The sequence below is a fragment of the Bradyrhizobium sp. USDA 10063 genome (assembly GCF_054063735.1).
The window spans coordinates 2598182-2620525 of the sequence record NZ_JBSSGP010000002.1; the positions used below are offsets into that span (position 1 = coordinate 2598182).

General features: G+C 63.2%; 18 protein-coding genes and 1 tRNA gene. 10 read left to right on the forward strand and 9 right to left on the reverse strand.

Annotated features, from left to right (window positions below; all coding sequences use genetic code 11):
• Nucleotides 1–46: 46 nt before the first annotated feature.
• The 3 genes from ACVJGD_RS14680 to blaBJP all read left to right on the forward strand — a co-directional run bounded on the left by ACVJGD_RS14680 (nucleotide 47) and on the right by blaBJP (nucleotide 3241).
• Nucleotides 47–1561, forward strand: a complete 1515-nt coding sequence (locus ACVJGD_RS14680; protein WP_456635008.1) for a L,D-transpeptidase family protein — start codon at nucleotides 47–49, stop codon at nucleotides 1559–1561.
• A gap of 121 nt (nucleotides 1562–1682) precedes the next feature.
• Nucleotides 1683–2309, forward strand: a complete 627-nt coding sequence (locus ACVJGD_RS14685) for a hypothetical protein (RefSeq protein WP_456635009.1) — start codon at nucleotides 1683–1685, stop codon at nucleotides 2307–2309.
• A gap of 44 nt (nucleotides 2310–2353) precedes the next feature.
• Nucleotides 2354–3241 carry a BJP family subclass B3 metallo-beta-lactamase gene (gene blaBJP, locus ACVJGD_RS14690; protein WP_456635010.1) on the forward strand — a complete coding sequence of 296 codons (888 nt, stop codon included), beginning with the start codon at nucleotides 2354–2356 and terminating at the stop codon, nucleotides 3239–3241.
• 21 nt (nucleotides 3242–3262) lie between these two features.
• Here the strand turns inward: blaBJP and ACVJGD_RS14695 are convergent, their stop codons facing one another.
• Nucleotides 3263–3484 carry a hypothetical protein gene (locus tag ACVJGD_RS14695; RefSeq protein ID WP_456635011.1) on the reverse strand — a complete coding sequence of 74 codons (222 nt, stop codon included), beginning with the start codon at nucleotides 3482–3484 and terminating at the stop codon, nucleotides 3263–3265.
• Nucleotides 3485–3644: 160 nt separating this feature from the next.
• A complete protein-coding gene (locus tag ACVJGD_RS14700; protein ID WP_456635012.1) occupies nucleotides 3645–4133 on the reverse strand; it encodes a CDP-archaeol synthase in 489 nt (162 codons plus the stop codon).
• Nucleotides 4134–4227: 94 nt separating this feature from the next.
• Between ACVJGD_RS14700 and ACVJGD_RS14705 the strand changes: the two genes are divergently transcribed.
• Nucleotides 4228–4644 carry a DUF3775 domain-containing protein gene (locus ACVJGD_RS14705; RefSeq protein WP_456635013.1) on the forward strand — a complete coding sequence of 139 codons (417 nt, stop codon included), beginning with the start codon at nucleotides 4228–4230 and terminating at the stop codon, nucleotides 4642–4644.
• A gap of 50 nt (nucleotides 4645–4694) precedes the next feature.
• On the opposite strand, the gene ACVJGD_RS14710 is transcribed toward ACVJGD_RS14705, so the two are convergent.
• From ACVJGD_RS14710 to ACVJGD_RS14730, 5 genes are all read right to left on the reverse strand, one after another.
• Nucleotides 4695–4916 carry a hypothetical protein gene (locus ACVJGD_RS14710; RefSeq protein ID WP_456635014.1) on the reverse strand — a complete coding sequence of 74 codons (222 nt, stop codon included), beginning with the start codon at nucleotides 4914–4916 and terminating at the stop codon, nucleotides 4695–4697.
• A 286-nt stretch (nucleotides 4917–5202) separates the two neighbouring features.
• Nucleotides 5203–7242 (reverse strand): NAD(+) synthase, encoded by a 2040-nt coding sequence (locus tag ACVJGD_RS14715; RefSeq protein WP_456635015.1) that lies wholly within the window; start codon nucleotides 7240–7242, stop codon nucleotides 5203–5205.
• 151 nt (nucleotides 7243–7393) lie between these two features.
• Nucleotides 7394–9049, reverse strand: a complete 1656-nt coding sequence (locus ACVJGD_RS14720) for a copper resistance D family protein (protein ID WP_456635016.1) — start codon at nucleotides 9047–9049, stop codon at nucleotides 7394–7396.
• Between the two features lie 2 nt (nucleotides 9050–9051).
• A complete protein-coding gene (locus ACVJGD_RS14725) occupies nucleotides 9052–9393 on the reverse strand; it encodes a copper resistance CopC family protein (RefSeq protein ID WP_456635017.1) in 342 nt (113 codons plus the stop codon).
• A 683-nt stretch (nucleotides 9394–10076) separates the two neighbouring features.
• Nucleotides 10077–11033: an AraC family transcriptional regulator gene (locus ACVJGD_RS14730; protein ID WP_456635018.1), complete on the reverse strand. Its 957-nt coding sequence runs from the start codon at nucleotides 11031–11033 to the stop codon at nucleotides 10077–10079.
• Nucleotides 11034–11343: 310 nt separating this feature from the next.
• Here ACVJGD_RS14730 and ACVJGD_RS14735 point away from each other — a divergent pair, with 310 nt between their 5' ends.
• Entirely contained in the window at nucleotides 11344–13026 is a 1683-nt protein-coding gene (locus ACVJGD_RS14735; RefSeq protein ID WP_456635019.1) for a winged helix-turn-helix domain-containing protein, read from the forward strand.
• Between the two features lie 290 nt (nucleotides 13027–13316).
• Here ACVJGD_RS14735 and ACVJGD_RS14740 read toward each other — a convergent pair whose 3' ends face one another.
• Nucleotides 13317–15341 carry a DEAD/DEAH box helicase gene (locus tag ACVJGD_RS14740; RefSeq protein ID WP_456635020.1) on the reverse strand — a complete coding sequence of 675 codons (2025 nt, stop codon included), beginning with the start codon at nucleotides 15339–15341 and terminating at the stop codon, nucleotides 13317–13319.
• 1072 nt (nucleotides 15342–16413) lie between these two features.
• On the opposite strand from ACVJGD_RS14740, the gene ACVJGD_RS14745 reads away from it, so the two are divergent.
• Nucleotides 16414–16521 carry a hypothetical protein gene (locus ACVJGD_RS14745; protein WP_456635021.1) on the forward strand — a complete coding sequence of 36 codons (108 nt, stop codon included), beginning with the start codon at nucleotides 16414–16416 and terminating at the stop codon, nucleotides 16519–16521.
• 4 nt (nucleotides 16522–16525) lie between these two features.
• On the opposite strand, the gene ACVJGD_RS14750 is transcribed toward ACVJGD_RS14745, so the two are convergent.
• Nucleotides 16526–16600: transfer RNA gene (locus ACVJGD_RS14750), tRNA-Gln, on the reverse strand.
• A gap of 177 nt (nucleotides 16601–16777) precedes the next feature.
• On the opposite strand from ACVJGD_RS14750, the gene ACVJGD_RS14755 reads away from it, so the two are divergent.
• The 4 genes from ACVJGD_RS14755 to ACVJGD_RS14770 all read left to right on the forward strand — a co-directional run bounded on the left by ACVJGD_RS14755 (nucleotide 16778) and on the right by ACVJGD_RS14770 (nucleotide 22327).
• The gene (locus tag ACVJGD_RS14755) at nucleotides 16778–18559 is read left to right on the forward strand and encodes an acyl-CoA dehydrogenase (RefSeq protein ID WP_456635022.1); all 1782 of its coding nucleotides are present in this window, start codon (nucleotides 16778–16780) and stop codon (nucleotides 18557–18559) included.
• Between the two features lie 267 nt (nucleotides 18560–18826).
• Entirely contained in the window at nucleotides 18827–19588 is a 762-nt protein-coding gene (locus tag ACVJGD_RS14760; protein WP_456635023.1) for a crotonase/enoyl-CoA hydratase family protein, read from the forward strand.
• 67 nt (nucleotides 19589–19655) lie between these two features.
• Nucleotides 19656–21320: a bifunctional metallophosphatase/5'-nucleotidase gene (locus tag ACVJGD_RS14765; RefSeq protein WP_456635024.1), complete on the forward strand. Its 1665-nt coding sequence runs from the start codon at nucleotides 19656–19658 to the stop codon at nucleotides 21318–21320.
• A gap of 80 nt (nucleotides 21321–21400) precedes the next feature.
• Nucleotides 21401–22327 (forward strand): histone deacetylase family protein, encoded by a 927-nt coding sequence (locus ACVJGD_RS14770; protein ID WP_456635025.1) that lies wholly within the window; start codon nucleotides 21401–21403, stop codon nucleotides 22325–22327.
• Nucleotides 22328–22344 lie beyond the last annotated feature (17 nt).

The following is a 22344-nucleotide window of genomic DNA, read 5'->3' on the forward strand; positions in this document are numbered from 1 at the left end:
CATATGAGTTCGCGCCGAGCAGGCTGGTGCGGCAGATGGAATGCGCATGATTCCTCGTCTTGTGAAACAGAGGCGCAACCAGGGATGGCGGCGGCCAGCGTATCTTGTCATCGCCGCTCTCGCCGCGCTGATCGCACCTGGGGATGACGCGGACGCCAGGGGCGGCCGGAGTGAACGCCGGGTCGAATCCGTCGAGTCGCGCATCGCCGGCGAACCGATCATGGCGATCGTTTCGCTTCAGGACCAGCGGATCACCGTTTATGACGCCAATGGCTGGATCCTGCGCGCGCCGGTGTCGAGCGGCCAGAGAGGACGCGAAACGCCTGCCGGGATATTCACCGTCATCCAAAAGGAAGCGGAGCACTACTCGAACCTGTATGACGATGCCTACATGCCGCACATGCAACGCATCACCTGGTCGGGTATCGCACTGCATGGCGGTCCCCTGCCCGGCTATCCCGCGTCCCATGGCTGCGTGCGGATGCCGTTCGATTTCGCAGAGCGTCTGTTCGGGGACACAAGGATAGGCCTGCGTGTGATCGTGGCACCGGCCGATGTGGCGCCGATCGAGATTGCCCATCCGGCTCTGCTTAAGCCGAAGCCGGATGTCATCGCTTTGGCCGCTGCCCGTCGCGCAGAGGCCGACGAGGCGACCGGAAAGGCGGACCAGGCGAGGACCGCCGCCGCGAAGGCCTACCGGGAGTCCACACAGGCAACGATGCCGGTGCGCGTTGCGGAGAATCTGAAGCGCAGAGCCGAGACGCAACTGGCCGCCGCCGAGGCTGCGCTTGGCTCCGCCACCTCAGCCGAATCGAAAGAACAGGCTGAGCGCACCAAGGCGCAGGCAGTCACCAGAGTGGCCGAGTTGCAGGAGCAATGGACTGCGGCAAAGGCGGAGCTGCAACCAAAGCTCGATGCCGTCACGGCTGCGCGTGAGGCCGCCCTCGCCGCGGAGAACGCACGGATTGCGGCAGCCGAGGCAGCCCGCCAGGCGGCGCGCGAGCTCGAGCCGGTATCGGTGCTGATCAGCCGCAAGACCCAGCGGCTTTATGTTCGGCGAGCATTCGAGCCCATCCTGGAGAGTCCGGTCACCATCCAGGACGCCGACCGTCCGATTGGCACGCATATCTTCACCGCCATGGAGCAGGCCGGCGGCGGCACCGGCATTCGATGGAGTGTCGTTTCACTGGAAAGCAGCCGTCCGCCCGTCGGCACGGTCGAACCTCACGATCCGGCGCGCGGGCATAAAGGTCGCGAGGTTGAGCCAAAGAAGACGGAACCGGGCGGCGCAACGGCCGCGCTCGACCGGATTGTCATTCCACAGGACGTAGTGGATCGCATCGCCGGGGTAGCACCGCGCTCGTCCATCATTATCACCGACGAGGGGTTGAGTTCCGAAACCGGGAAAGGAACGGATTTCGTGGTCCTCATGAGCGGCGAGCCGCAAGGAGGAATCAAGATGCGACGACGCGCTCCGGCGAGCGAATTTCCCTATGCGCGCGCACGCGATCGCCGGCCATTTTGGAGCCCACCGTTCGCGGGTCCGTTTTCCACGTGGTGAGGCCGTGCTTTTCACACCAGATGTATCGGAACGAGATCTTGCGATGCGACGGCAAGCGGCGGCGCACTGGCCTTCTTGATACCCGCAGCGTATAATTTGGAGGCACTTGGCGGTAGCGCGGATGTTCGTTTTCTCAGTCAGATTAGGTCTCGCATTCGTATTGGCGGCGCTCTGTCTCGGCGGGCGAACGGCCCACGCGCAAGTTGCGCCCATGACATATTGGACTCCAGGCTGGCCCCTGGGGTTCGACAATGTGACGGCCGACCAGAGTTCGAACACTTACGGCAACTTTCCGAGCTTCGACGGCAGTGACGCTCGAGGCGGCGGCTTTTCCTATACGCGCTACAATTTTCCGAACGGCTGGTTCGTCGGCAGCGAACGCGGCGGCATGGGCTTCAGCGGCATCAACCAGAACGCAGCCTTTGGCAATTTCGGCTCGCTCTATACTGAAGGCGTGCAATTCGGCTACAGCTTCAAGAACGCGGGCGGGTTGCCTCTCACGGTCTATGCCGGTTTCGACACCTTGAAATATAACACCGGCATCGGCAGCCCCTTCGCCCCGTTCGACTCCGTGTCCGGCACGCTGCCCGGCTATAGCGCGCATGCGGGCATTGAAATCCAGCCGGCATCAAATCTCAGCCTGTCATTCGGCGTCGGCTACACCCAGCAGTCGGGGCGCATCGACAGCGACATCAATTCGTCCTTGCTGCCCGGCGCTTCTCCGTTTGCCTTCGGCGCTCGCCGCTAACGTACGTCCTTCAGCACACCACGAAAAACAAAAGGGAGGCAATCATGAGGACGCTCACAGCCGCGCTGTGCGCCTTGGCGCTGATCGTCACCGGCGCGCAGGCGCAAACCGTCAAGGACTTCATGGCGCAGGTCACCAAGAAATGGACCACGCCGTTCGAGCCGTTTCAACTGATCGGCAACATCTACTACGTCGGCACCGACGGCATCGCGGTCTACGTGATCAAGACGTCGCAGGGACTGATCCTCATGGACACGGCGCTTCCGCAGTCCACCGGCATGATCAAGGACAACATCGCCAAACTCGGGTTCAAGCTCGGCGACATCAAATACATCCTGAACACGCATGCGCATTTCGATCACACCGGCGGCTTTGCCGACATCAAGAAGGAGACCGGCGCCCAGCTCGTTGCAGGCGAACGCGACAAGCCCCTGCTGGAAGGAGGATATTATCCCGGTGACGAGAAAAACACCGACCTCGGCTTCCCCCCTGTGAAGGTGGACCGCGCCGTCAAGGAAGGCGACAAGGTCACGCTCGGCGACACGACGTTGACGGCGCACGCCACCGCCGGCCACTCGCCCGGCTGCACGAGCTGGGAAATGACCGTCAAGGACGGCAACCAGGACCGCGATGTGCTGTTCTTCTGCAGCGGGACGGTCGCGCTCAACAGACTGGTCGGCAATCCGACTTATCCCGGTATCGCCGACGATTACCGATCGACGTTCGCCAGGGCCAAGGCGATGAAGATCGACGTGCTGCTCGGCCCCCACCCGGAAGTCTACGGCATGCAGGCGAAGCGCGCGCAAATGAAGGACGGCGCGCCGAACCCGTTCGTCAAGCCTGGCGAGCTGGCAACCTACGTGACAGGGCTCGAACAGGATTTCGACAAACAGCTCGCCAAGCAGACGGCTGCACTCCAGAAGAGCAATTAAGCGCCGCAGACCAGTGGCCGTTTATAGCGCCGTGCCGCCGCCAAACTTGGACGGATCGTCGTAGCTCGGCGTGTCGTCATAGTGGACCGGCGGCCGGGGCGCTTCGTAGGCCCAACCCGGAACGGCGTAGAACGGGCCGGGCGGAACGATGACATGTCGCGGTTCGAAGTGGTGATGCACCATCGCCGCACTGGCCGATGCAGACAGGGTGATCAGCAGGACCAGGGCCAAGAAAGAACGCATCGCGTTTACTCCAATTGACCTGTCGCCCTCTTTCACCTGATGAAGTGCGTTCGGGTCGCCATCGTCCCAAGGGATCGCGGCTTCACGATCCGTCACATCGGCGACATCATCAGCGATGGCTTCTAGCCAGCCGTGGCTCGCAGGTCTGTGACCTCGAGCCTCAATAAGGCTGATCGCGGATGTGCAGCAAGTACAACACGCGGGAGATGAGCAGCTCCCCTACCAGAAAAATGCCGACACAGACGATGATGTCGACCCATGTCAGCGACAGCGCGTTCTGACAGACCGCCAAGGGCAGAAGCGATTCCGGAATCTGGTCCAGCCCGATCGCCTGGGCGCTGGACGGCAATTTGCGACGACGTTTGATGAAGCTGGAGATGATATCGCCAAGCATGGCAAGGCATGCCACCAGCGCGCCCGTGGCGGCGCTCACGCCAACTACCGGCGCGGCCCCCGCGGTGACGGCCACGGAAAGGACGACGCCTCTGATCGTCTTCGATTGACCCAGCAACGGGCGGCCGTCAACGAAATGCACTCCGGCATCCAGAGGGAAGGCCAATTGGGACCCAAATAGTCTCTTTGCGATGACAGGCGTACCGTTCGCGAAGGTCAGGAGCGCGAGCGATTGCAGGACTGGCCAAAGGTCCATCTCAGTATCCTGCGCCACCGCCGGGTTTGACCCGCATCAAGGAACACTACCACAGAGTGGCTAATCATCGATGGTCTCAGCCAGGAGGTCCGCCATGAGCAAAATCCCCCAACTTGCCATTTCCTCCGCGAAGGTCGCAGCGATCCTCGCGAAGGCGCGGCAGTTCGACGTCAAGGATGCGGTGACCGACCCGAAGCCCGGCTCCAACCCGAGCGACGATGCCATGCTTTCGGTTCTCGAGGATCATCGCGACGATCCCGTCCGTGGCGAACTGACGGCGGTGATCCGCGGCCTGAACGAGGACGAACAGATCGACCTGGTGGCGCTTGCGTGGCTCGGCCGCGGCGATGGCGATCTCGATGAGTGGGACGACCTTCGCGCGGAGGCCGCTCACGCGCACAACAGGCGCACGGCGGAATATCTTCTGGGAATGCCGTTGCTCGGCGACTATCTGGAAGAAGGCCTGTCGCAATTCGGGCATTCCGTGGAGGAATTTGAACAGCCGCTCTAGGCAGATGGCTCACATCGGTAACCACGCAACGGCAATGGAGGCGCCGCGCATCAGTGGCGGCGTTCAGTTGCGGCCGCCTTGCGCGGCGTCGCGGCATTGCCGTGTCGATTGTGATTGGGGCTGCGCCGGTCGTTCGCCGTCGCCGGCAACTCGATAGGCGTGTGCCGCTGCTCCTTGGCGTCGAACACGGTCACATGAAGCTTGGGATGTCGCTTCTTGATCTCAATCGCGGCCTTCTCGGCGGCCTCGTAGCTTTCGTGCTCGGACTTCAATTGCCGGTCGACGGCAACATGAAAAGGCTTGGTGAGCGATGGTTTGACGGATTTTCGAGCCGAACTTACGACGTCATTGCCGATCGGCGTCCTTACCGGCCCGATTCGGGTCGAGAAACCTGCTTTCCGTGAGGAACCGCGTTGCTTGCTCCTGGGCATCGGTCGACCTTCTCAAGAACATGCCGGCATCTGCAGATAGATAGCTTCATTCAGCGCATTTTGCGCTGTCGGGGCATTGAGCTCGGTCAATAACAACGCAAATCAGGGCCAGCGGTGCCTATCATCATCAGGCGGACGGAACGTTTCGTTCCAGATCCTCCAACCATGCTGCCGCGCTGGCGTCGGAAGGAGCGCGCCAATCGCCGCGGGGCGACAAGGAGCCTCCCGCCGAAACCTTGGGGCCGTTTGGCATCGCAGAACGCTTGAACTGGCTGAAGGCGAAAAACCGCCGCAGGAAGACCTCGAGCCAGCGCCTGATATCGGCAAGCTGATAGGCTTTGCGCCGGTCGGTCGGAAACGCAGCCGGCCATTCGCCCTTGGCGACGTCGTTCCAGGCATGCCAGGCGAGGAACGCGATCTTCGACGGCCGGAAGCCGAATCGAAGCGTATAGAAGAGATTGAAGTCCTGCAGCTCATATGGCCCCACGGCCGCTTCGGTGCTCTGCGGCGTTTCCCCGGCCTGAACAGGCACCAGCTCGGGCGAGATCTCTGACGCGAGAATGGCATTCAACGTCTTTGCGACTTCATCGTCGAATTGTGCCGTCGCGATGACCCAGCGGATCAGGTGCTGGATCAACGTCTTCGGCACGCCGGCGTTGACGTTATAGTGCGCCATCTGGTCGCCGACACCATAGGTGCACCATCCGAGCGCGAGCTCCGAGAGGTCGCCGGTGCCGATCACGATTCCGCCGCGATAATTGGCGAGGCGGAAGAGATAGTCGGTCCGCAACCCCGCCTGCACATTCTCGAAAGTGATGTCATAGACCGGCTCGCCGCGCCCCGCGGGATGATCGATGTCCCGGAGCATCTGCGTCGCGGCCGGGCGTATATCGAGTTCGCCGGCACTCACCTGCAGCGCCTGCATCAATGCCAAAGCATTGGCCTTGCTTTCGCTGCCGGTCGCAAAGCCCGGCAGCGTGTAGGCGAGAATGTTCGATCGCGGCAGTCCCAGAAGATCGATCGCCTTGGCGGCAACGATCAGGGCGTGGGTGGAATCGAGCCCGCCCGACACGCCGATCACCACGCGCTTGGTGCCGATGGCCCGCAGCCGCTGCACAAGACCTGCGACCTGAATGTTGTAGGCCTCGTAGCAGTCCTGATTGAGGCGGCTCTGATCGCTGGGCACGAACGGGAAACGTTCGACCTTCCTCGCAAATCCGATATCCGTCATCGGAGGCCGCAGCGAGTAACCGATCTTCCGATACGCGCCGGCACTCTTCTGCCTTCGATTGTCGTCGAAGGTGCTCATCAGGGAGCGTTCCTGACGCAGCAGATCCAGATCGATGTCGGCGATCGTGATCTGTCCGTCCTGCCGGAAGCGCTCACCCTCCGCCAACAGCACGCCATTCTCGAAAATGGAGGTCTGGCCATCCCAGGCCAGATCGGTGGTCGATTCCCCGATTCCCGCCGCAGCATAGACATAGGCGGCAAGGCAGCGCGCGGAGCAGGATCGCGACAAGAGATCACGCGAAAGCGCCCGGCCGATCGTGATCGGACTGCCGGAAAGATTGGCGAGCACGGTCGCCCCGGCCAACGCGAGTTCCGCCCCGGGCGTCACGGGGATCCACATGTCCTCGCAGATCTCCACGCCGATGGTCAGTCCCGGAACATCGTCCGCCTCAAACAGCAGATCGACGCCGAAGGGAGCGCCAAGGTCGCCAATCTTGATGTCCAGCCCGCGCAATCCCGCGCCGGAGGCAAAGTGACGGGTTTCGTAGAACTCCCGGTAGGTCGGCAGGTACGTCTTGGGCACGACGCCGAGAATGCGGCCACGATGAATGACGACCGCGCAATTGTAGATCCGAGCCCCATGACGTAGCGGTGCACCGACGATCAGGACCGTCATAAGTTCGGCCGATGCCGCCCGAATGCGCGCCAGCCCCCGCTCCACCGCGTCCAGCAGCGGATCCTGCATGACCAGATCTTCGATCGCATAGCCGCAGAGACACAGCTCGGGAAATACCGCTGCTGCCACCGACTCCCTGTGACAGGCGTTGGCGGTCTCGATGATCGCGGTCGCGTTGGCAGCCGGATCCGCGACGCGGGACACCGCGACGCAGGCGGCGACCCGGGCAAAGCCGTGGCGGTAGATCGAATGGAAACTCATATGGCTCGGCTCCGTCCCGCGCGATCCGGTTGCAAGACAACTGCCCAGACGATGCCGCGAGGTCATCTCGACTGGTCCAGTCTATTCAACCACAGCGCCGTGCCAAGCAAGTCTACCGACGGCCGAGAAACGCTGATTTGCCGTTGGGCGGTCAAGCCTCCCGGTAATCGAGCAGGATCAGCCCGACGAGGATGAATGCCACCGGCCAGATCCAGGAGGCGATCCGGCTTGCCTTGCCGTCGAGACGCAGCTCCAGCCAGCGTGCCCATCCGGCGAGGATGCCGCATAGCGCCAGCGGCGTGTGGCTCATCTCGATCAAGAGCTGGTCCTTGATGTTGGCGATGGCATGGGAGTGGGTGAGCAGCAGTGCGCCGCCGATCGCGGTGGTCAGCGGAAACACCAGGGCCGCCTTGCTGTTCCTGAGCCCGCCGACCTGCACGCGCCACTCGAACAGACCAAACATGACGATCAGCAGCACGAAGATACGATGCTGCGCGATCTCCGGATCGCGCAGCGATTCGAAAAAGCCGAACTGTCCGAGCGGCCACGCCGCTTCGTCGGCACGGAAAAACAGGAACATTGCCATGGCAAGAAAGAGCAACGGCCAGTGCCTCGCCCACCGGCCCCAACGAAAATGCTGGATCAGGGCGAGAAGGCCGATGAGGACGACAAAGATCCCGGCCCAATGGTGATTGAATTCGGACCAGGCGACATCCGCCGCGTTGCGAGGCAGGATCGTGCCCTCGCCCGGGACATAGGCCAGCGGCGCCGCTGTCCGTTGCGCATCAGCCGCGGCAATCTTCGCCTGCAATTCTGCGACGGTCAGCTTGTCGTAACTGGGGCTCGACAGGCGGATTGGGAATTGCGGCGTGAACCGCTCAACGATCTCGGACCAGCTCACCCGGTCCTGCGCCAGATCGACGCCCGGCGGCAATGACGTCAGCGAGGCGGCCGCAAAGATCACAGCCGCGCCGATCCCGATCTCCACCTCGGCGAACCGCTTCAGCCGTATGATCGGCGTTGAAGCGTCGCGCCGCAGCCGGTCGACGGTAAAAAAGTTGAAAGCACCCAGGCCGAGCAGCATCAACAACAGGCAGACCTTCGCGCCCATCATGACGCCATAGGCGGTGCCGTAGATCGCCTGGAAGGAGCCGACATAGCCGAACGCCATCACGACGCCGCCAACGATAATGGCGCCTACCGAAGCCATCGACATCACGGAATAGCGCCGTGCGATCAGCTTCCAGTCAACCGGATCGCGACAGAAGTTGAGCGCAATCAGGAAGCACGGCAGGCCTCCGATCCAGACTGCGGCACCGAGCATGTGCAGCCCGCCAGAGACGAGATAGGGCCATCGCAATTCGAGACGGCTCGCTGCGTGAGTGACCGAAAGCTGTGCGATCAAGATCAAGGCAGCGAGGCCAACAAGAAAGAGAAGTCGTGGTGTTTTCCACGACGTTCTTGCGAGAAGACCGATGAGGAAGGCGCAAGCGGCGATCATCAGGTCCGCTCGTACGAAACTGGCTCCGGCAGCCTCCATCCACGAAAGCTCGAGCGTGCCGACAAGTGCGACGGCATTGAGTACGAGCGAGCAAAGCGTGAAGACGCCCAGGAGGAAGGAGCTGATAAGGAGAAACGTCCGGCAACGGCCGTCAATCCTGGCGCTCTCGGCGGAAAGCCAGGAGTCCAGCGGTCGCAGCAGCACAAGCAGGAACGCAAGCGTGCCGAGCGTGAAAGTCTGGCTCGTGAGAATCAGACCGCGCAGAACGACGGACAGGAAGCCGAAAATGTCGAGAAACAGGGACAAGGCTATCGCACGGTGAACGGAATATCGCCGCGTGTGATGTGGCCGTCGACACTCAGCACCTGCCAGCGTAGACGCCAGGCGCCGGGGCTGAGACCTCTTGCCTCCGCATCCAGCGCGTCGGGCGCCGAGTCGGCCACCGGTGTGAGCCGCTGCGGCGCCCCGCTCGGGCCGACCAGCGTCACTTTTGAACGCTCATGATCAATCCGGCTGTTGAACTGCAGATGGATCGGCGCATTGCCAGCCGGCATGACCGCGTCGGCCGCGGGCGACGACTTGATCACGATTGCGTGCGCCGCGGCCTCTTGGAGAGAAAGCGAGAGAAGGAGCAGTGCCGAAAACGGCAATGGAATTCTGGGTCTCATGCACAGCGACCATTCGTGAGGAGAAGGCATGTAGTCATTCGGCGATTCTCATGAATTGGCTTAGTAACGGTGTGTGCGAACCGGCTCACAATGTCGCGACTGTTCGTTGAATGGGCGCCATCTATGTGGGCAAGGACCAGGACGGTGGCTGAAGATACGTTTTGCGTGGGAGTCTCGGCTCACCGCGACAAACCCGAGAAATGATACGATCGAGTTTTATTATGTCAAGCGCATTCCAGCCGGTCGCATCCAGCGGCCTTGCGGGCCGCTGGCCGTGACGTCGCCGGTGCCAAGCTGCACGTCGTTGCGGATGTGGTCGCTCAGTCCGCGCGCGTCATGATCCGGTAGCAGAGCTAGCCGACATTTTCGAAAGCACAGGGATCGACGAGCGGCGCACCGCAATGCCGACGGTGCGCCTCATGAAGAGCTCTATTTGAGATCGGACGATTTGAAAATATTTTGGTGATGAAAATTCCGATGATCAGCAAGAAGTGGCCCTGAACGGCTCGGCCATTCCTCTCTCGGGAATGATCCGAAAAATCCAAATGCCTGCGGGCGTTTACAGAATCGGTAGCGAGCTGTCTTCTCAATGCGCGCACGCTCTCGATTTGATGCGCAAGCGCCACCGTAACTCTGCGCCATTGCAGCCAAGCGGCCGCAGCCACTCACCCGCGGTTCGCGCGAACGCGCATGTCGCGCGGCGTCATGCCGTAGGAATTTCGGAACGCGCGATAAAATGTTGCGAGGCTATCGAAGCCGCAGGCATAGGCGATATCCGCGACCGGCCGTGACGGCGCCGCCATCAGCAGTTCGCCGGCCTTGCGCAGCCGCATCGCCGTCAGCGTTCGCGAGAACGAGAGCCCCGTCGGCTCGAACAGCACATGAACCTGCCGCAGCGATATTCCGAGCTCTTGCGCTACCGCCGCGGGCGACAAGCCCGGCTGATCCAGATCGCGCCCGAGAATGTCACGCGCGGCATAATAGAACCCGGAGCGCAGCGCCGCGCGACACTCGGGCATTCCAGGCAAAAGGCGGCCCCGCGCCAGCATCGCGAGCCGCGCTATATGCGTGATCTCGACCGAGGGATCGGCGACATCGCGCGGCTCCTGCGTCAACGCATGAAACAGCGCCGAGAGTGCCTTGAAGAAGGGACTCTTCTGCAACAGCGTCGCCGCGAAAAGGTCATGGGCCGGCGCGCCCAGCAGAACATCGCCACTCAGGGGGATCTTCAGCATCAGGAAGTCGAAACCGTCGGAGCGCTCCGGCGTCGCCTCGAAGGGGGTGTCGGAATGGTTGATGACGATGTCACCGTCGGCCACGCGATGCCCCCGCCCCCGGCCGACATCCATCCAGCCGGCCCCGCGCGCCTGCCACGCAATGCAGAGGCTGTCGGCCGGCATGCGCGCGATATCGCCGCTGGTCCGGCTGACCCGATAGGACGAGGCATGCATCCGCGAGACGATCGCACCTCCGATATCAACAGCGGAAAACCGCCCACGAAAATCCATGCGGCGCTCAGTCGGCAGCTCGATCGTGACACCGAACAGGCTCTTTCCGCGCACCTCGCGCCAATGATCGAAGCGATGCTCAGGGTCGATGTCATCGGTGGTAAAGCTGAGCACGGTCTCACCGTCCAAGAGGAATGAAAAGCGTCTTTGGCCCAAAACGGGGCGAGATCGGTGCGCCGGTACCCGGTGGCCCCGAGCCGATCCCATGCTTTTCGCAACACCGCCTCGCCCCGCCCCGCCCGCCGGCCCGCTGTCCGCAGAAGCCGAAAGGCGAGCCGCAACCGTCCCATGGAGGCGGCCTGGCGTCCTGAAGCGGCGCCCGTGGCGTTCTGAAGTTTTTCTGATATTTTCTGAACAGGCTGCCAAAAGACGGATTTTCCGATAGTTGCGGCGGTTTGGCGTAGTTTCTGGGGCCGGGGGCCGGGTGTTTCATTTTGCCGGATTTGAGCTCGATCGGGAGCGCGCCGAGCTGCGCGGTCCGGATGGCGAGGCGATCAGGCTCAGGCCGAAAGCGCTTGAGATGCTGCAGCTGTTCGCCGCCAATGCGGGCCGGGTGCTGAGCAAGGAAGAGCTGATGGAGGCGGTCTGGCCGAACGTTCACGTCGGCGAGGACAGCCTGTTCCAGTGCATCCGCGAAATTCGCACCGCGCTGGGCGATGACCGGCGCCAGACAATCAAGCTCGTGTCCGGCCGCGGCTACCTGTTCACAGCCGAGGTGTCGATCGAGCGGTCAGCCGCCGCCGTGCAGGCGAGCGCCGAGCCCATCGCGAGCGCCGAGCCCGTGGAGGTTACAACACCGCGGCGACTATTCGGCCTGCGCAGGCCGGTGGCTGCCGCCGCAGCGGCCGTCTGCGTGATCCTCGGATTTGCGGTGGCCGCTCCGACCTTTCGGCCCGATCTGATGTTCAAACAATCGCCGCCAACCGTTGCGGTGACGCCAATCGTCGATGCGAGCAACGACCCCACGGGCGCCGGCATGGCGGCGGCCGTCACGGACCGCCTGACCGATGGTCTGGCCAGGGTCGACAATATCCGCGTGGTCGCTCCGCGGCCGGTTGCGGCGACAACGGCGCCGACATCCACGCCTTCGGTCCAATCGGACTTCATCTTGAATGGCGAACTGGAGAAAGGCCCGCAATCGTGGATCTTGCGGGCGCGCATGATCCGGACCGCCACCGGCGAAGTCCAGTCCGTCGCCACCGTTTCGGTCGATGTAACCGAGCCGGACTTGCAATTGCAGCAATCGCGGCTTGCCGCGGGAGCAGGTCATGCGCTGGCACAGCGCCTTAACGCGCTTCTGGAATCCGGCGCTCATCCGGCCGCGGCCGGCGACGCCAAAGTTGCGATCGAGCAAGCGACAGCCTCGATCAATCGCACGACGCGCGAACGTTTTGCCACCGCGCAGACGATGCTGGAAAAAGCGCTCGCCGCCGAGCCCGACAATACCGAGCTGCACGTCGCGCTGGCCGCGCTTCAGCTCCGCGGGATTCAGATGGCGTGGTACGAGCCGGCCGAGCGCGCGGCGGCGGAGCGTAACGCCGGATCGTTGCTGGAGCGCGCGCGGCAGACCACGCCACGTTACATTCCGGTGCTGGAAGCCTATTGCCGCTTCCTGACCGCGACCAACCAGTTCGTTGAAAGCCTGGTGGCCTGCGCCAAGGCGTTGAGCTTTGATCCTTGGAACGGGCTCGTTCTCTATCATATCGGCCTGGCGCAACTTCAACTGGGGCGCTTCGAGGACGCGCTGGCAACGTTCGAGCAGGCCGATCGCTTCGACACGCCGGAGGTGTCGCGTTGGACCTGGCTGCTTGGGGCGGGATGGACCACCCTGCTCATGGGCCGCAACGAGGAAGCCGTATCCTGGCTACAACGGTCGATCGCCATCACGCCGGCGTCGGGACGGCCCTATATGCTGCTGGCCGTGGCCTATCAGCGCATGGGCCGGTCGGACGAGGCGAGGACGGCGATGGCCAAAGCCATGGCGCTGCGGCCCGGCTCGACGGCGCTCAACATCGGGCTGCCAACGCAGAATGCCAGCCCGACTTTTCTCGCGATGGCCAAGCAGACCATCCAGACGCTGCTCGAGCTCGGGTTGCCGGAACGCTGACGGGAACAAGCTCGAGCAAAGCGTTGTCGTCGGTGTCTCCACGCCTCCATCCATGAGACAATAGCTTCCCATACGGAGCTGCATCGGCGACGCCAAGCGCACCGAAAAGCGCGCGTGCTGGCAGCAACAGCAAGCGGCATGCGCACAGGCTGGCGAACGAAATGGCGACAGACGTTCAGAATGGGCGGCAGAAAAACGTTCGGAATGAAGGCCCTGAACCAAGTGCGATTGCTGAGTGATTTCAACTGGCTGGGGCCAAATAGACGGCAATCCTCCGTGGCGGATGGTGGCTACCGTCCACGCAAACTCTCGGCTACTGCCGAGAGCATATCGGCCAGTTGCCCCGCCATCTCCGGTGGCGGCAGCGGAACCCTGAGGGTTTGCGCGCCGGTGCGCGGATCACGCTCGATCCATGAACGCGCGACCGAGCCGGAGTCGTTCGCGGCCGCAATGGTGCCAATGAACTGTGCACCGATCTGCAGCAGCAATTGCCATGGATCAGGAGATGCGTCGCGCAACCGCTGTCCGGCTTCGCCAGCCAGCGCGACCGCCACGTCGTCAGCACCGGCAACTGGATCTGCATCGACCGCGCCGACCGATCGTCCGCTGGCGGCGCCATCGACCTCTCCCGTCTCCTCGGCAGGGGAGATGGCTTCGCCTGCGCCCATGGTTCCCGTGACACTTTCCACGTCCTTGAGGAAGCGGTTTAGTCGCGACCCGCCGAGCGAAATCTCGCCATTGCCACCGTCGAGGATTCCTTCCGACAACGAGCGTTTGAATGCCAGCACCGAAAGCATGCCCTCTTCGATCGAGCCCTTCGCAACGAAATTGATGACCTGAACCGGACGCGCCTGGCCGAGCCGATGGACGCGTGCGATGCGTTGTTCGAGCACGGCCGGATTCCATGGCAGGTCCATGTTCACCAGTGTCGAAGCGTGCTGCAAATTGAGACCCGTGCTGCCGGCATCGGTCGACAGGAACACGCGACAGGCGGGATCGTCGCGAAAGCGATGAATGAGCTCCGGCCGCTTTTCCGACGGCACGCCGCCATGGAAACTGACATAGCCGATCCCACGCGCCTCCAAGCGGCTGATGAGGATGTCGTGGGTCCGGGTCCATTGCGAAAAGACCACGGCCTTGGCCTCCGGCGTCACGAACAACTGCTCGAGCAGCGCGGCCAGTTCGTCGGCCTTGACGCCGTGGTCGGTCTGCTGATCCAGCAGATAGGTGCTGTTGCAGGACATGCGCATGTTCTGAAGGGCACAGGTCAGGCGCCGTTGATCCTTGTCCGAAAGAAATCTGGTCTTGCGCCAGCGTTGGACAATCCGGGCCACGATGTCCGCATTTTCCTGATGATAAAGCTTTTGCGGTTCAGTCATTGGTACCAGCACGTTCTGGTCCATCCGGCTCGGCAGTTGCTGCAACACTTCCGACTTCCGCCGGCGGATCATGATCGGCGCCAGGGTCTGGCCGATCTTCTCCAGCCCCCTGTAACCGGTGACGCGGCCGGCTTCGTCTTTGACTTGATGTTCGTGCAAGAGCTTCCAGGTTGGGCCCAGCCGGTGCTGATCGACGAATTGCACGATCGAGATCAATTCTTCCAGCTTGTTCTCCAGGGGCGTTCCGGTCAACACGATCGCATACGGACTGTCGATGCGCTTCAAGGCTCGCGCTGCAACCGTGTTCCAATTCTTTACCCGCTGAGCTTCGTCGACGATGACCAGCTCGGGCGCCCAGGCAGCGATCAGGTCGAGATCGGGCTGCAGCTTTTCATAGTTCGTAATCTTGCAGAAGTCGTCGAGCCCATAGTCGTTCTGCCGTTGCGCTCGCCCGCCAACCATGACGCGCGCCGCGTGTTTGCCTCGCCGCCCGGAAAAGCGAGCTATTTCGCTCTGCCATTGGTATTTGAGCGATGTCGGGCAAATCACCAGAACTCTCGATACGCCGAAGTGGCGGGCCAGTATTTCTGTTGCGGCGATTGCCTGTATCGTCTTGCCCAATCCCATATCGTCGCCGATCAACGCCCGACCGGCCCTAACCGCGAACAGCGCGCCCTCGGCCTGATAGGGATAAAGCGCCACCTTCAGGAGTCCTCGCAGCTTGGGGGCGTCGGCGCCGCGTGGGAACAATCGATCGAGCTTCGACGCTCGACGATCGGCGTCTTGCCTCCCAGCAATGAAATCGAGGGCATCGTCATAGGCGCGAAACTCGTGACCGCTCTTCGACACCAACGCCATGAAGCGCTGGACCTCGCCAAGTCGATCGTCCGCCAGGGCTCCATCGCGCTTCATATCGAACAAGCGATCGGCAGCCATCCTCACCGCCGGCGGACAATCCGTCCCGGCGCGGAAGTGCACGCGGCGTTGGCCTGCATTGCGCAAATAGAGCTCGGTAAAACGGCGGCTGGTAGCCGCGTGCGAACGCCGCTTTCGCGCCTCGCTTTTTCTCCAATTGGGCGAGCGCGAACTCGAGATGCTTGCAGGTCCCCAGCTCATTTGTTGCGTAGTCGGGGCAAGAGCAGAAGTTCCCTCCCGGTCCCAGGCCACGTACCGCCAGGCGGTAACTCGATTTCGAACCGGGATTGGTGACCCGAAACTCGGAGAAGAACGGCTCGCTGCCGAGATTTTCCAGCACGAAGGATTGCTCGCGGCCAAACTGGCGGCGCAAACCGCGCTGCCATTCGGCCGGCGATAGATCAACGGGTACGTGGGTGCGAGAAAGCTTGGCTTCTTTGTTCGATTTCACAGGAGGGTCCGCAGCTACGGTGCATCGATCTCATCGACGCACCTTCCGTTCAAGGTTCAACAGGAGTTGGGTCTCTCGACGATCTTGATGGCCGATCCTAGCTCCTGGCCAATCGCTAAACACCCCCACCGAGACCATAATCCACCGCGGATTGAACTCCCCCCCTAGAAGCCAACCCTTGGCTCGCTACACGAGCGCCGCTCTCGGAAAGCCAAGACTGTCTCGAATGCCTGTCTGCCAGGCCGCGAGAAGTTTTCCTCCAATCTCGCGATGAACCGAATTTGACCGCAATGCCTTGTATAAAACGCCTCTTTAAGTAGGCACCCTGCGGCGGGTGGGAAAATAGACTAGCCTATCGCGCAAGTTGCGGATCTCCATCGGAATATCGAGAAGACTGCCTATGCAAGCCGTAAGCGATCCGGCCGAACTTTTCAGGCACGTCAGCGCCGAGAAGGCCTACCTGGAGTAGCACCCTGACACCGCGCGGGTGTCCGGTCTCAGTGATTTCTACCGTGCTCGCTAGCTCTATCGGCTCTCGCAAGGCGGTGAAGCCGTAGAATCGGCGCTGGCGCTTTTCGTGCAGACCCTGGAGCGCCGTGCCACTTCAAAGCGTAGCCCTCGAAGACATCGCAAGCCGAGTGGTTGCGAGCGAGGGCACGATCGGCCATCCCGCAGCTTCTGGCCGCCATCGCGGCACTCAACGAACGACGGAGCGGCCGCAGCGATCGCTCGGCCGACACAGCAGCTTAAGCGCTGGCTGGGGCGGGAGGGATCGAACCTCCGAATGGCGGAATCAAAATCCGCTGCCTTACCGCTTGGCTACGCCCCAATTCCAGGTCCGGAAGGCGCGGACCATAGCCGCAGCCCTCTCGGTCTGGCAACGCCGGTCTACAGAGGGAGTCGGGCCATTTCAACTGTTTCTCCCCCCAAATTCAGTGATCCGGACGGTTGAGGGACGCATGGTTTCGTGGGAAGACGGCGCCAATGTTCCCTCGGGAGTAACGCCATGACCTACCGCGCGCCGATCGACGACATCCTGCTCGCCCTCAACCATGGTGCCGGACTGAAAGCCGCCCTTGCCGCCGGCCATTACGGCGATTTCGACGGCGACATCGCCCAGCCGGTGCTGGAGGAAGCCGGCAAGTTCGCAGGCGACGTGCTGGCGCCGCTCAATCGAGTCGGCGACCAGCACGGCATCAAGCTTGCCGACGGCAAGGTGACCACCGCGCCGGGCTGGCCCGACGCCTATCAGCGCTGGGCCGCCGCAGGGTGGAACGCGGTGTCGGGCCCGGAAGCGTTTGGCGGCCAGGGCCTGCCGCTCGCGATCAATGCCGCCTGTACGGAGATCTGGAGCGCGTCGAATTCGGCGTTCGGCCTCTGCCCGCTGCTCACGCTCTCCGCGATCGAGGCGCTGGATGCCCATGGCAGCGACGAGCTGAAGAAGATCTACCTTGCAAAGCTTGTCTCCGGCGAGTGGACCGGAACGATGCAGCTCACCGAGCCGCAGGCGGGCTCCGACGTCGGCGCGCTGCGCACCCGCGCCGAGCGCGCCGGCGACGGCACCTACCGCATCAAGGGCACCAAGATCTTCATCACCTATGGCGACCACGACATGACCGACAACATCGTGCATTTCGTGCTCGCCCGCCTGCCCGATGCGCCCGCGGGCACCAAGGGCATCTCGCTGTTCCTGATCCCGAAATTCCTGGTCAATCCGGACGGCTCGCTCGGCGCGCGCAACGACATCTATCCCTCCGGCGTCGAGCACAAGCTCGGCATGCACGCCTCCCCGACCTGCACCATGACCATGGGCGATCATGGCGGCGCCATCGGCTACCTGATCGGCGAAGAGAACCAGGGCATGCGATGCATGTTCACGATGATGAACCAGGCCCGCCTTGCAGTCGGCCTCGAAGGCGTCGGCCTTGCCGACCGCGCCTACCAGCAGGCCCTCGCCTACGCCCAGGAGCGCCGCCAGGGCCGCGCCGTCGGCAGCAAGGGCGAAGGCTCGGATCCGATCATCGCGCATCCCGACGTCAAGCGCACGCTGATGCAGATGCGCGCCATGACAGCAGCCGCGCGCGCGATCTGCTATGCGACTGCGGTCGCGCTCGACATCTCCACGCGCGCGAAGGATCCGACAGTGCGCGCCGACGCCGCGGCGCGCGGCGCGCTGCTGACGCCGATCGCGAAAGCCTTCTCCACCGACATCGGCAACGAGGTTGCCTATCTCGGCGTGCAGGTGCATGGCGGCATGGGTTTCATCGAGGAGACCGGCGCGGCCCAGCATTCTCGCGACGCGCGCATCACCGCGATCTATGAGGGCACCAACGGCATCCAGTCGATCGACCTGGTCACGCGCAAGCTCGCGGCCAATGGCGGCGCCTCGGTCTGGACGCTGCTCGACGAACTCTCTGCCATCGTCAAGCAGGTGGAAGCGTCCAACGATCCTGCCTTCGGCACCACCGGCACCAGACTGCGCGATGCGCTCGGCGCGCTCGAGCGCGCCAGCAAGTGGCTGCTCGAGCGCCTCGCCTCGGCGCCGAACGATGCGCTCGCCGGTGCCACGCCTTACCTGCGCCTGTTCGGCTCAACGCTCGGCGGCTGCATGCTCGCCGGCGAAGCGCTCGCCGTGAAGGGCGGTGGCGAGGCCGGCGACCCGCAGCGCTATATCGCGCTGGCACGATTCTTCGCCGAGAACATCGCGGTCCAGGCACCATCGCTGGAGAAGACGGTCACCGACAGCGCGGAGGCCGTGAACAGCGCAGACGCAGTGCTGTTGGGATAGGCGGCGTATCATCTTGTAGGGTGGGCAAAGGCGCTCTTGCGCCGTGCCCACCATCAAACACTCCACTCGTGATGGTGGGCACGCTTCGCTTTGCCCACCCCACGATTCCGCGATTTTTGCCCGGCCTGCGTGATCCGGACGCACCTCCGAATGACAAGAACGTGGGAAAAGCGCGGGGGACATTGGGAGCCGGGCGCAGATCAGGTAAGATGCCGGATGGTTCGCCGACGGCAGCGTCGCCGCCTGCTTTTCCCAAGGGACTGCTTGATGACCGGGCACCTCATCGTTACCGACGAAGCCGCAACGCGCGTGATCACGATGCGTCGGCCGGAGAAGAAGAACGCGATCACCGAAGAGATGTATCGCGCGATGAGCGATGCGATCGACACCGCGCAGAACAATCCGAACATCCGCTGCCTGATCATCACCGGCGGCTCCGGCGTGTTCACCGCAGGCAATGATGTCGAGGATTTCCTCAAGCACGGTACCGCCAACCCCGACGCGGTGCGCACCTCCGGCGCGGTCAAATTCCTCTACTCGCTGGCGCACAACGTCAAGCCGATCATCGCCGCCGTCGACGGGATCGCGATCGGCATCGGCACCACCATGCTGTTCCATTGCGACTATGTGCTCGCCAGCAGCACCGCGACCTTCTCGACGCCATTCATCCATCTGGGGCTGGTGCCCGAGGGCGCCTCAAGCCTGTTGATGCCGCGCACGATGGGGCACCAGCGCGCCTTCGAGATGCTGGTGATGGGCCGCACCATGGACGCCGACGACGCCCGCGTCGCCGGCTTCGTCAACGCGGTGGTGGCTCCGGGCCACACGGAAGCGGAAGCGCGGAAAGTGGCGCGCGAGATCTGCGCGCTGCCGACCGATGCGGTCGCGATCGCGCGCAAGCTGATAAAACTGCCGCCGGAGGACATGACCCGGCGCATCGACCAGGAAGCTCATCTGTTCAGCGAGCGGATGCGCTCCAAGGAAGCGATCTCCGCCTTCAAGGCGTTCTTTGCGCGCAAACAGAATTGACTTTACGCGCAAGCAGAATTGAACCGAACGTCGCAAAATCGTTGCCGCGCGTATCCATAGTCGCCCCATGAAAGTTCATCACATCCTTGCAGCCCTGGCCCTGCTGGCCGGATTTGTCCTTGCGCCTTGCCAGGCCCAAACCACTTCGCCCGTCGATCTGCGCATCCTCGCGATCAACGATTTCCACGGCTATCTGCGGCCGCCGCCGGGCGGCATCCGGATCAGCGATCCCGCCGACAAGAGTAAGAAGATCGTCGTGCCGGCCGGCGGCGCCGAGCACATGGCGACCTTGGTGCGGCAACTGCGCGAGGGACACAAGAACACGATTTTCGTCGCCGCCGGCGACCTGATCGGCGCGAGCCCGTTCCTGTCGGCGATGTTCCATGACGAGCCGACCATCGAGTCGATGTCGATGATGGGGCTCGAGGTCGCCTCCGTCGGCAACCACGAATTCGACGAGGGCATGGACGAATTGCGGCGGATGCAGAATGGCGGCTGCCATCCGGTCGACAAGTGCCAGGGTCCGCATCCCTTCCCCGGCGCCAAATTCCACTATCTCGCCGCGAGCACCTTCGAGAAGGCCACCGGCAGGACGGTGTTTCCGCCCTACGAGATCAGACAGTTCGAGGGCATCCCGGTCGCGTTCATCGGCCTGACGCTGAAGGGCACGCCGAACATCATCTCGCCCGCGAGCGCCGCCGGCCTCGAATTCCGCGACGAAGCCGAGACGGTGAATGCGCTCGTTCCGGAACTGAAGGCGCGCGGCGTCGAGGCGATCGTGGTGCTGATCCATGAAGGCGGCTTGCCGACCGGCGATTACAACGAATGCCCCGGTATCTCCGGCCCGATCGTCGACATCGTGAAGAAGTTCGATCGCGCAGTCGACGTCGTGATCTCCGGCCACACCCACCAGGCCTATGTCTGCGACATCGACGGCCGGCTCGTCACCTCCGGCGACAAATACGGCACGCTGGTCACCGCGATCGATCTCAAGCTCGATCCGAAGACCCGCGACATCGTCAGCGCCAAGGCCGAGAACACCATCGTCCGCAGCCAGACGCTCGCCAAGGACGCAAGCCAGACCGCGCTGATCGAGGCCTATGACCGGCTGGCTGCGCCGATCGCCAACCGCCCGGCGGGCTCGGTGACGGAAACGCTGTCGCGCGTGCCGAATGCGGCAGGCGAAAGCGCGCTCGGCGACGTCATCGCCGACGCCCAGCTTTCCGCGACGCGTTCGGCGGAAAAAGGCGGCGCGGTGATCGCCTTCACCAATCCGGGCGGCGTGCGCACCGATATTGCGCGGCGCGAGGACGGTGCCGTCACCTATGCCGACCTGTTCTCGAGCCAGCCGTTCCGCAACCAGCTCATCACGCTGACGCTCACCGGCAGGCAGATCAAGGACACGCTCGAGCAGCAATGGCTCGATCCGAAGCGACCGCGGATCCTGCAGGTATCAAAAGGGTTCGCCTATGCGTGGGATGCGAGCAAGGGCGACGGCGAGCGCATCATCGCCGAGCGGATGACGCTCAACGGTGTGCCGATCGACCCCGCCGCGACCTATCGGGTGACGGTCAACAATTTCCTGTCGCTCGGCGGCGATGGCTTTACGGTCCTGAAAGAAGGTCGGGCGCCGCTGACCGGCGTCTATGACGTCGATGCCCTCCAGGCCTATTTCCAGGCGAGCAGCCCGGTCGGGCCCGCGCCGGGCAATCGGATCCAGCGGATCAACTAGCGGGGCTTTCGCGCCGACCGCTGAGCGCCTAAATAGGGGCTTACTCGCAAGAACGCGCAGCGAATGCGCCGGAAACCTGCATGACCCTTCTTCTCTCGCATTCCGCCTGCCTCGACCACCTGACGCCATCAGGCCACCCCGAACGCCCCGACCGATTGCGCGCAGTCGCGGAGGTGCTCGGCGAAGAGCGGTTCGCGGCGCTATCGCGCGGCGAGGCGCCGGAAGGCAGCCTTGATTCCGTCATGCTCTGCCATGGCGAGCTTTATGTCGGCGAGCTCCGACACGTCGCTCCAAGCTCCGGCCTGGTTTACCTTGACGGCGACACCTCGATGTCGCCGGGCACCTGGGAAGCGGTGATGCGCGGCGTCGGCGGCGCTGTTGCAGCCGCAGACGCGGTGATGTCGGGCCAGCATCAGAATGCCTTTGTGGCGGTCCGGCCACCCGGCCACCATGCCGAAACCAGCCGGCCAATGGGCTTCTGCTTCTTCGACAATGCCGCGATCGCCGCGCGCCATGCCCAGCGCAAGTTCGGCATCGGCCGTGTCGCCGTGGTCGATTTCGACGTTCATCATGGCAACGGCACCCAGGATATCTTCTGGGCCGATCCGAGCGTGATGTATTGCTCGACGCATCAGATGCCGCTGTTTCCGGGCACCGGCGGCCGCGGCGAGCGCGGCGAGCACGACACCGTCGTCAATGCGCCGCTCGCGCCCGAAGATGGCGGCGTGCAATTCCGCTCGGCGTTCGACAACTTGATCCTGCCGCAGCTCGAAAAATTCGGTCCCGAACTCGTCATCATCTCCGCGGGCTTCGACGCGCATTACCGAGATCCGCTCGCCTCGCTCAACCTGAGGGCCGACGATTTCGGCTGGGTGACGCGCAAGCTTCTGGATCTCGCCGACCGGCACGCCGGCGGACGGGTGGTCTCCGTGCTCGAAGGCGGCTATGATCTGCAGGGATTGAAAGAGTCGGTGGCCGCGCATGTCACCGCATTGATGGGCGCATAAATCGGCGCCACAATACT

Coding starts and splice junctions, on each gene's coding strand:
- ACVJGD_RS14680 (WP_456635008.1), top strand. CDS start 47: ATGATTCCTCGTCTTGTGAAACAGAGGCGCAACCAGGGATGGCGGCGG.
- ACVJGD_RS14685 (WP_456635009.1), top strand. CDS start 1,683: ATGTTCGTTTTCTCAGTCAGATTAGGTCTCGCATTCGTATTGGCGGCG.
- blaBJP (WP_456635010.1), top strand. CDS start 2,354: ATGAGGACGCTCACAGCCGCGCTGTGCGCCTTGGCGCTGATCGTCACC.
- ACVJGD_RS14695 (WP_456635011.1), bottom strand. CDS start 3,484: ATGCGTTCTTTCTTGGCCCTGGTCCTGCTGATCACCCTGTCTGCATCG.
- ACVJGD_RS14700 (WP_456635012.1), bottom strand. CDS start 4,133: ATGGACCTTTGGCCAGTCCTGCAATCGCTCGCGCTCCTGACCTTCGCG.
- ACVJGD_RS14705 (WP_456635013.1), top strand. CDS start 4,228: ATGAGCAAAATCCCCCAACTTGCCATTTCCTCCGCGAAGGTCGCAGCG.
- ACVJGD_RS14715 (WP_456635015.1), bottom strand. CDS start 7,242: ATGAGTTTCCATTCGATCTACCGCCACGGCTTTGCCCGGGTCGCCGCC.
- ACVJGD_RS14740 (WP_456635020.1), bottom strand. CDS start 15,341: ATGGCTGCCGATCGCTTGTTCGATATGAAGCGCGATGGAGCCCTGGCG.
- ACVJGD_RS14755 (WP_456635022.1), top strand. CDS start 16,778: ATGACCTACCGCGCGCCGATCGACGACATCCTGCTCGCCCTCAACCAT.
- ACVJGD_RS14760 (WP_456635023.1), top strand. CDS start 18,827: ATGACCGGGCACCTCATCGTTACCGACGAAGCCGCAACGCGCGTGATC.
- ACVJGD_RS14765 (WP_456635024.1), top strand. CDS start 19,656: ATGAAAGTTCATCACATCCTTGCAGCCCTGGCCCTGCTGGCCGGATTT.
- ACVJGD_RS14770 (WP_456635025.1), top strand. CDS start 21,401: ATGACCCTTCTTCTCTCGCATTCCGCCTGCCTCGACCACCTGACGCCA.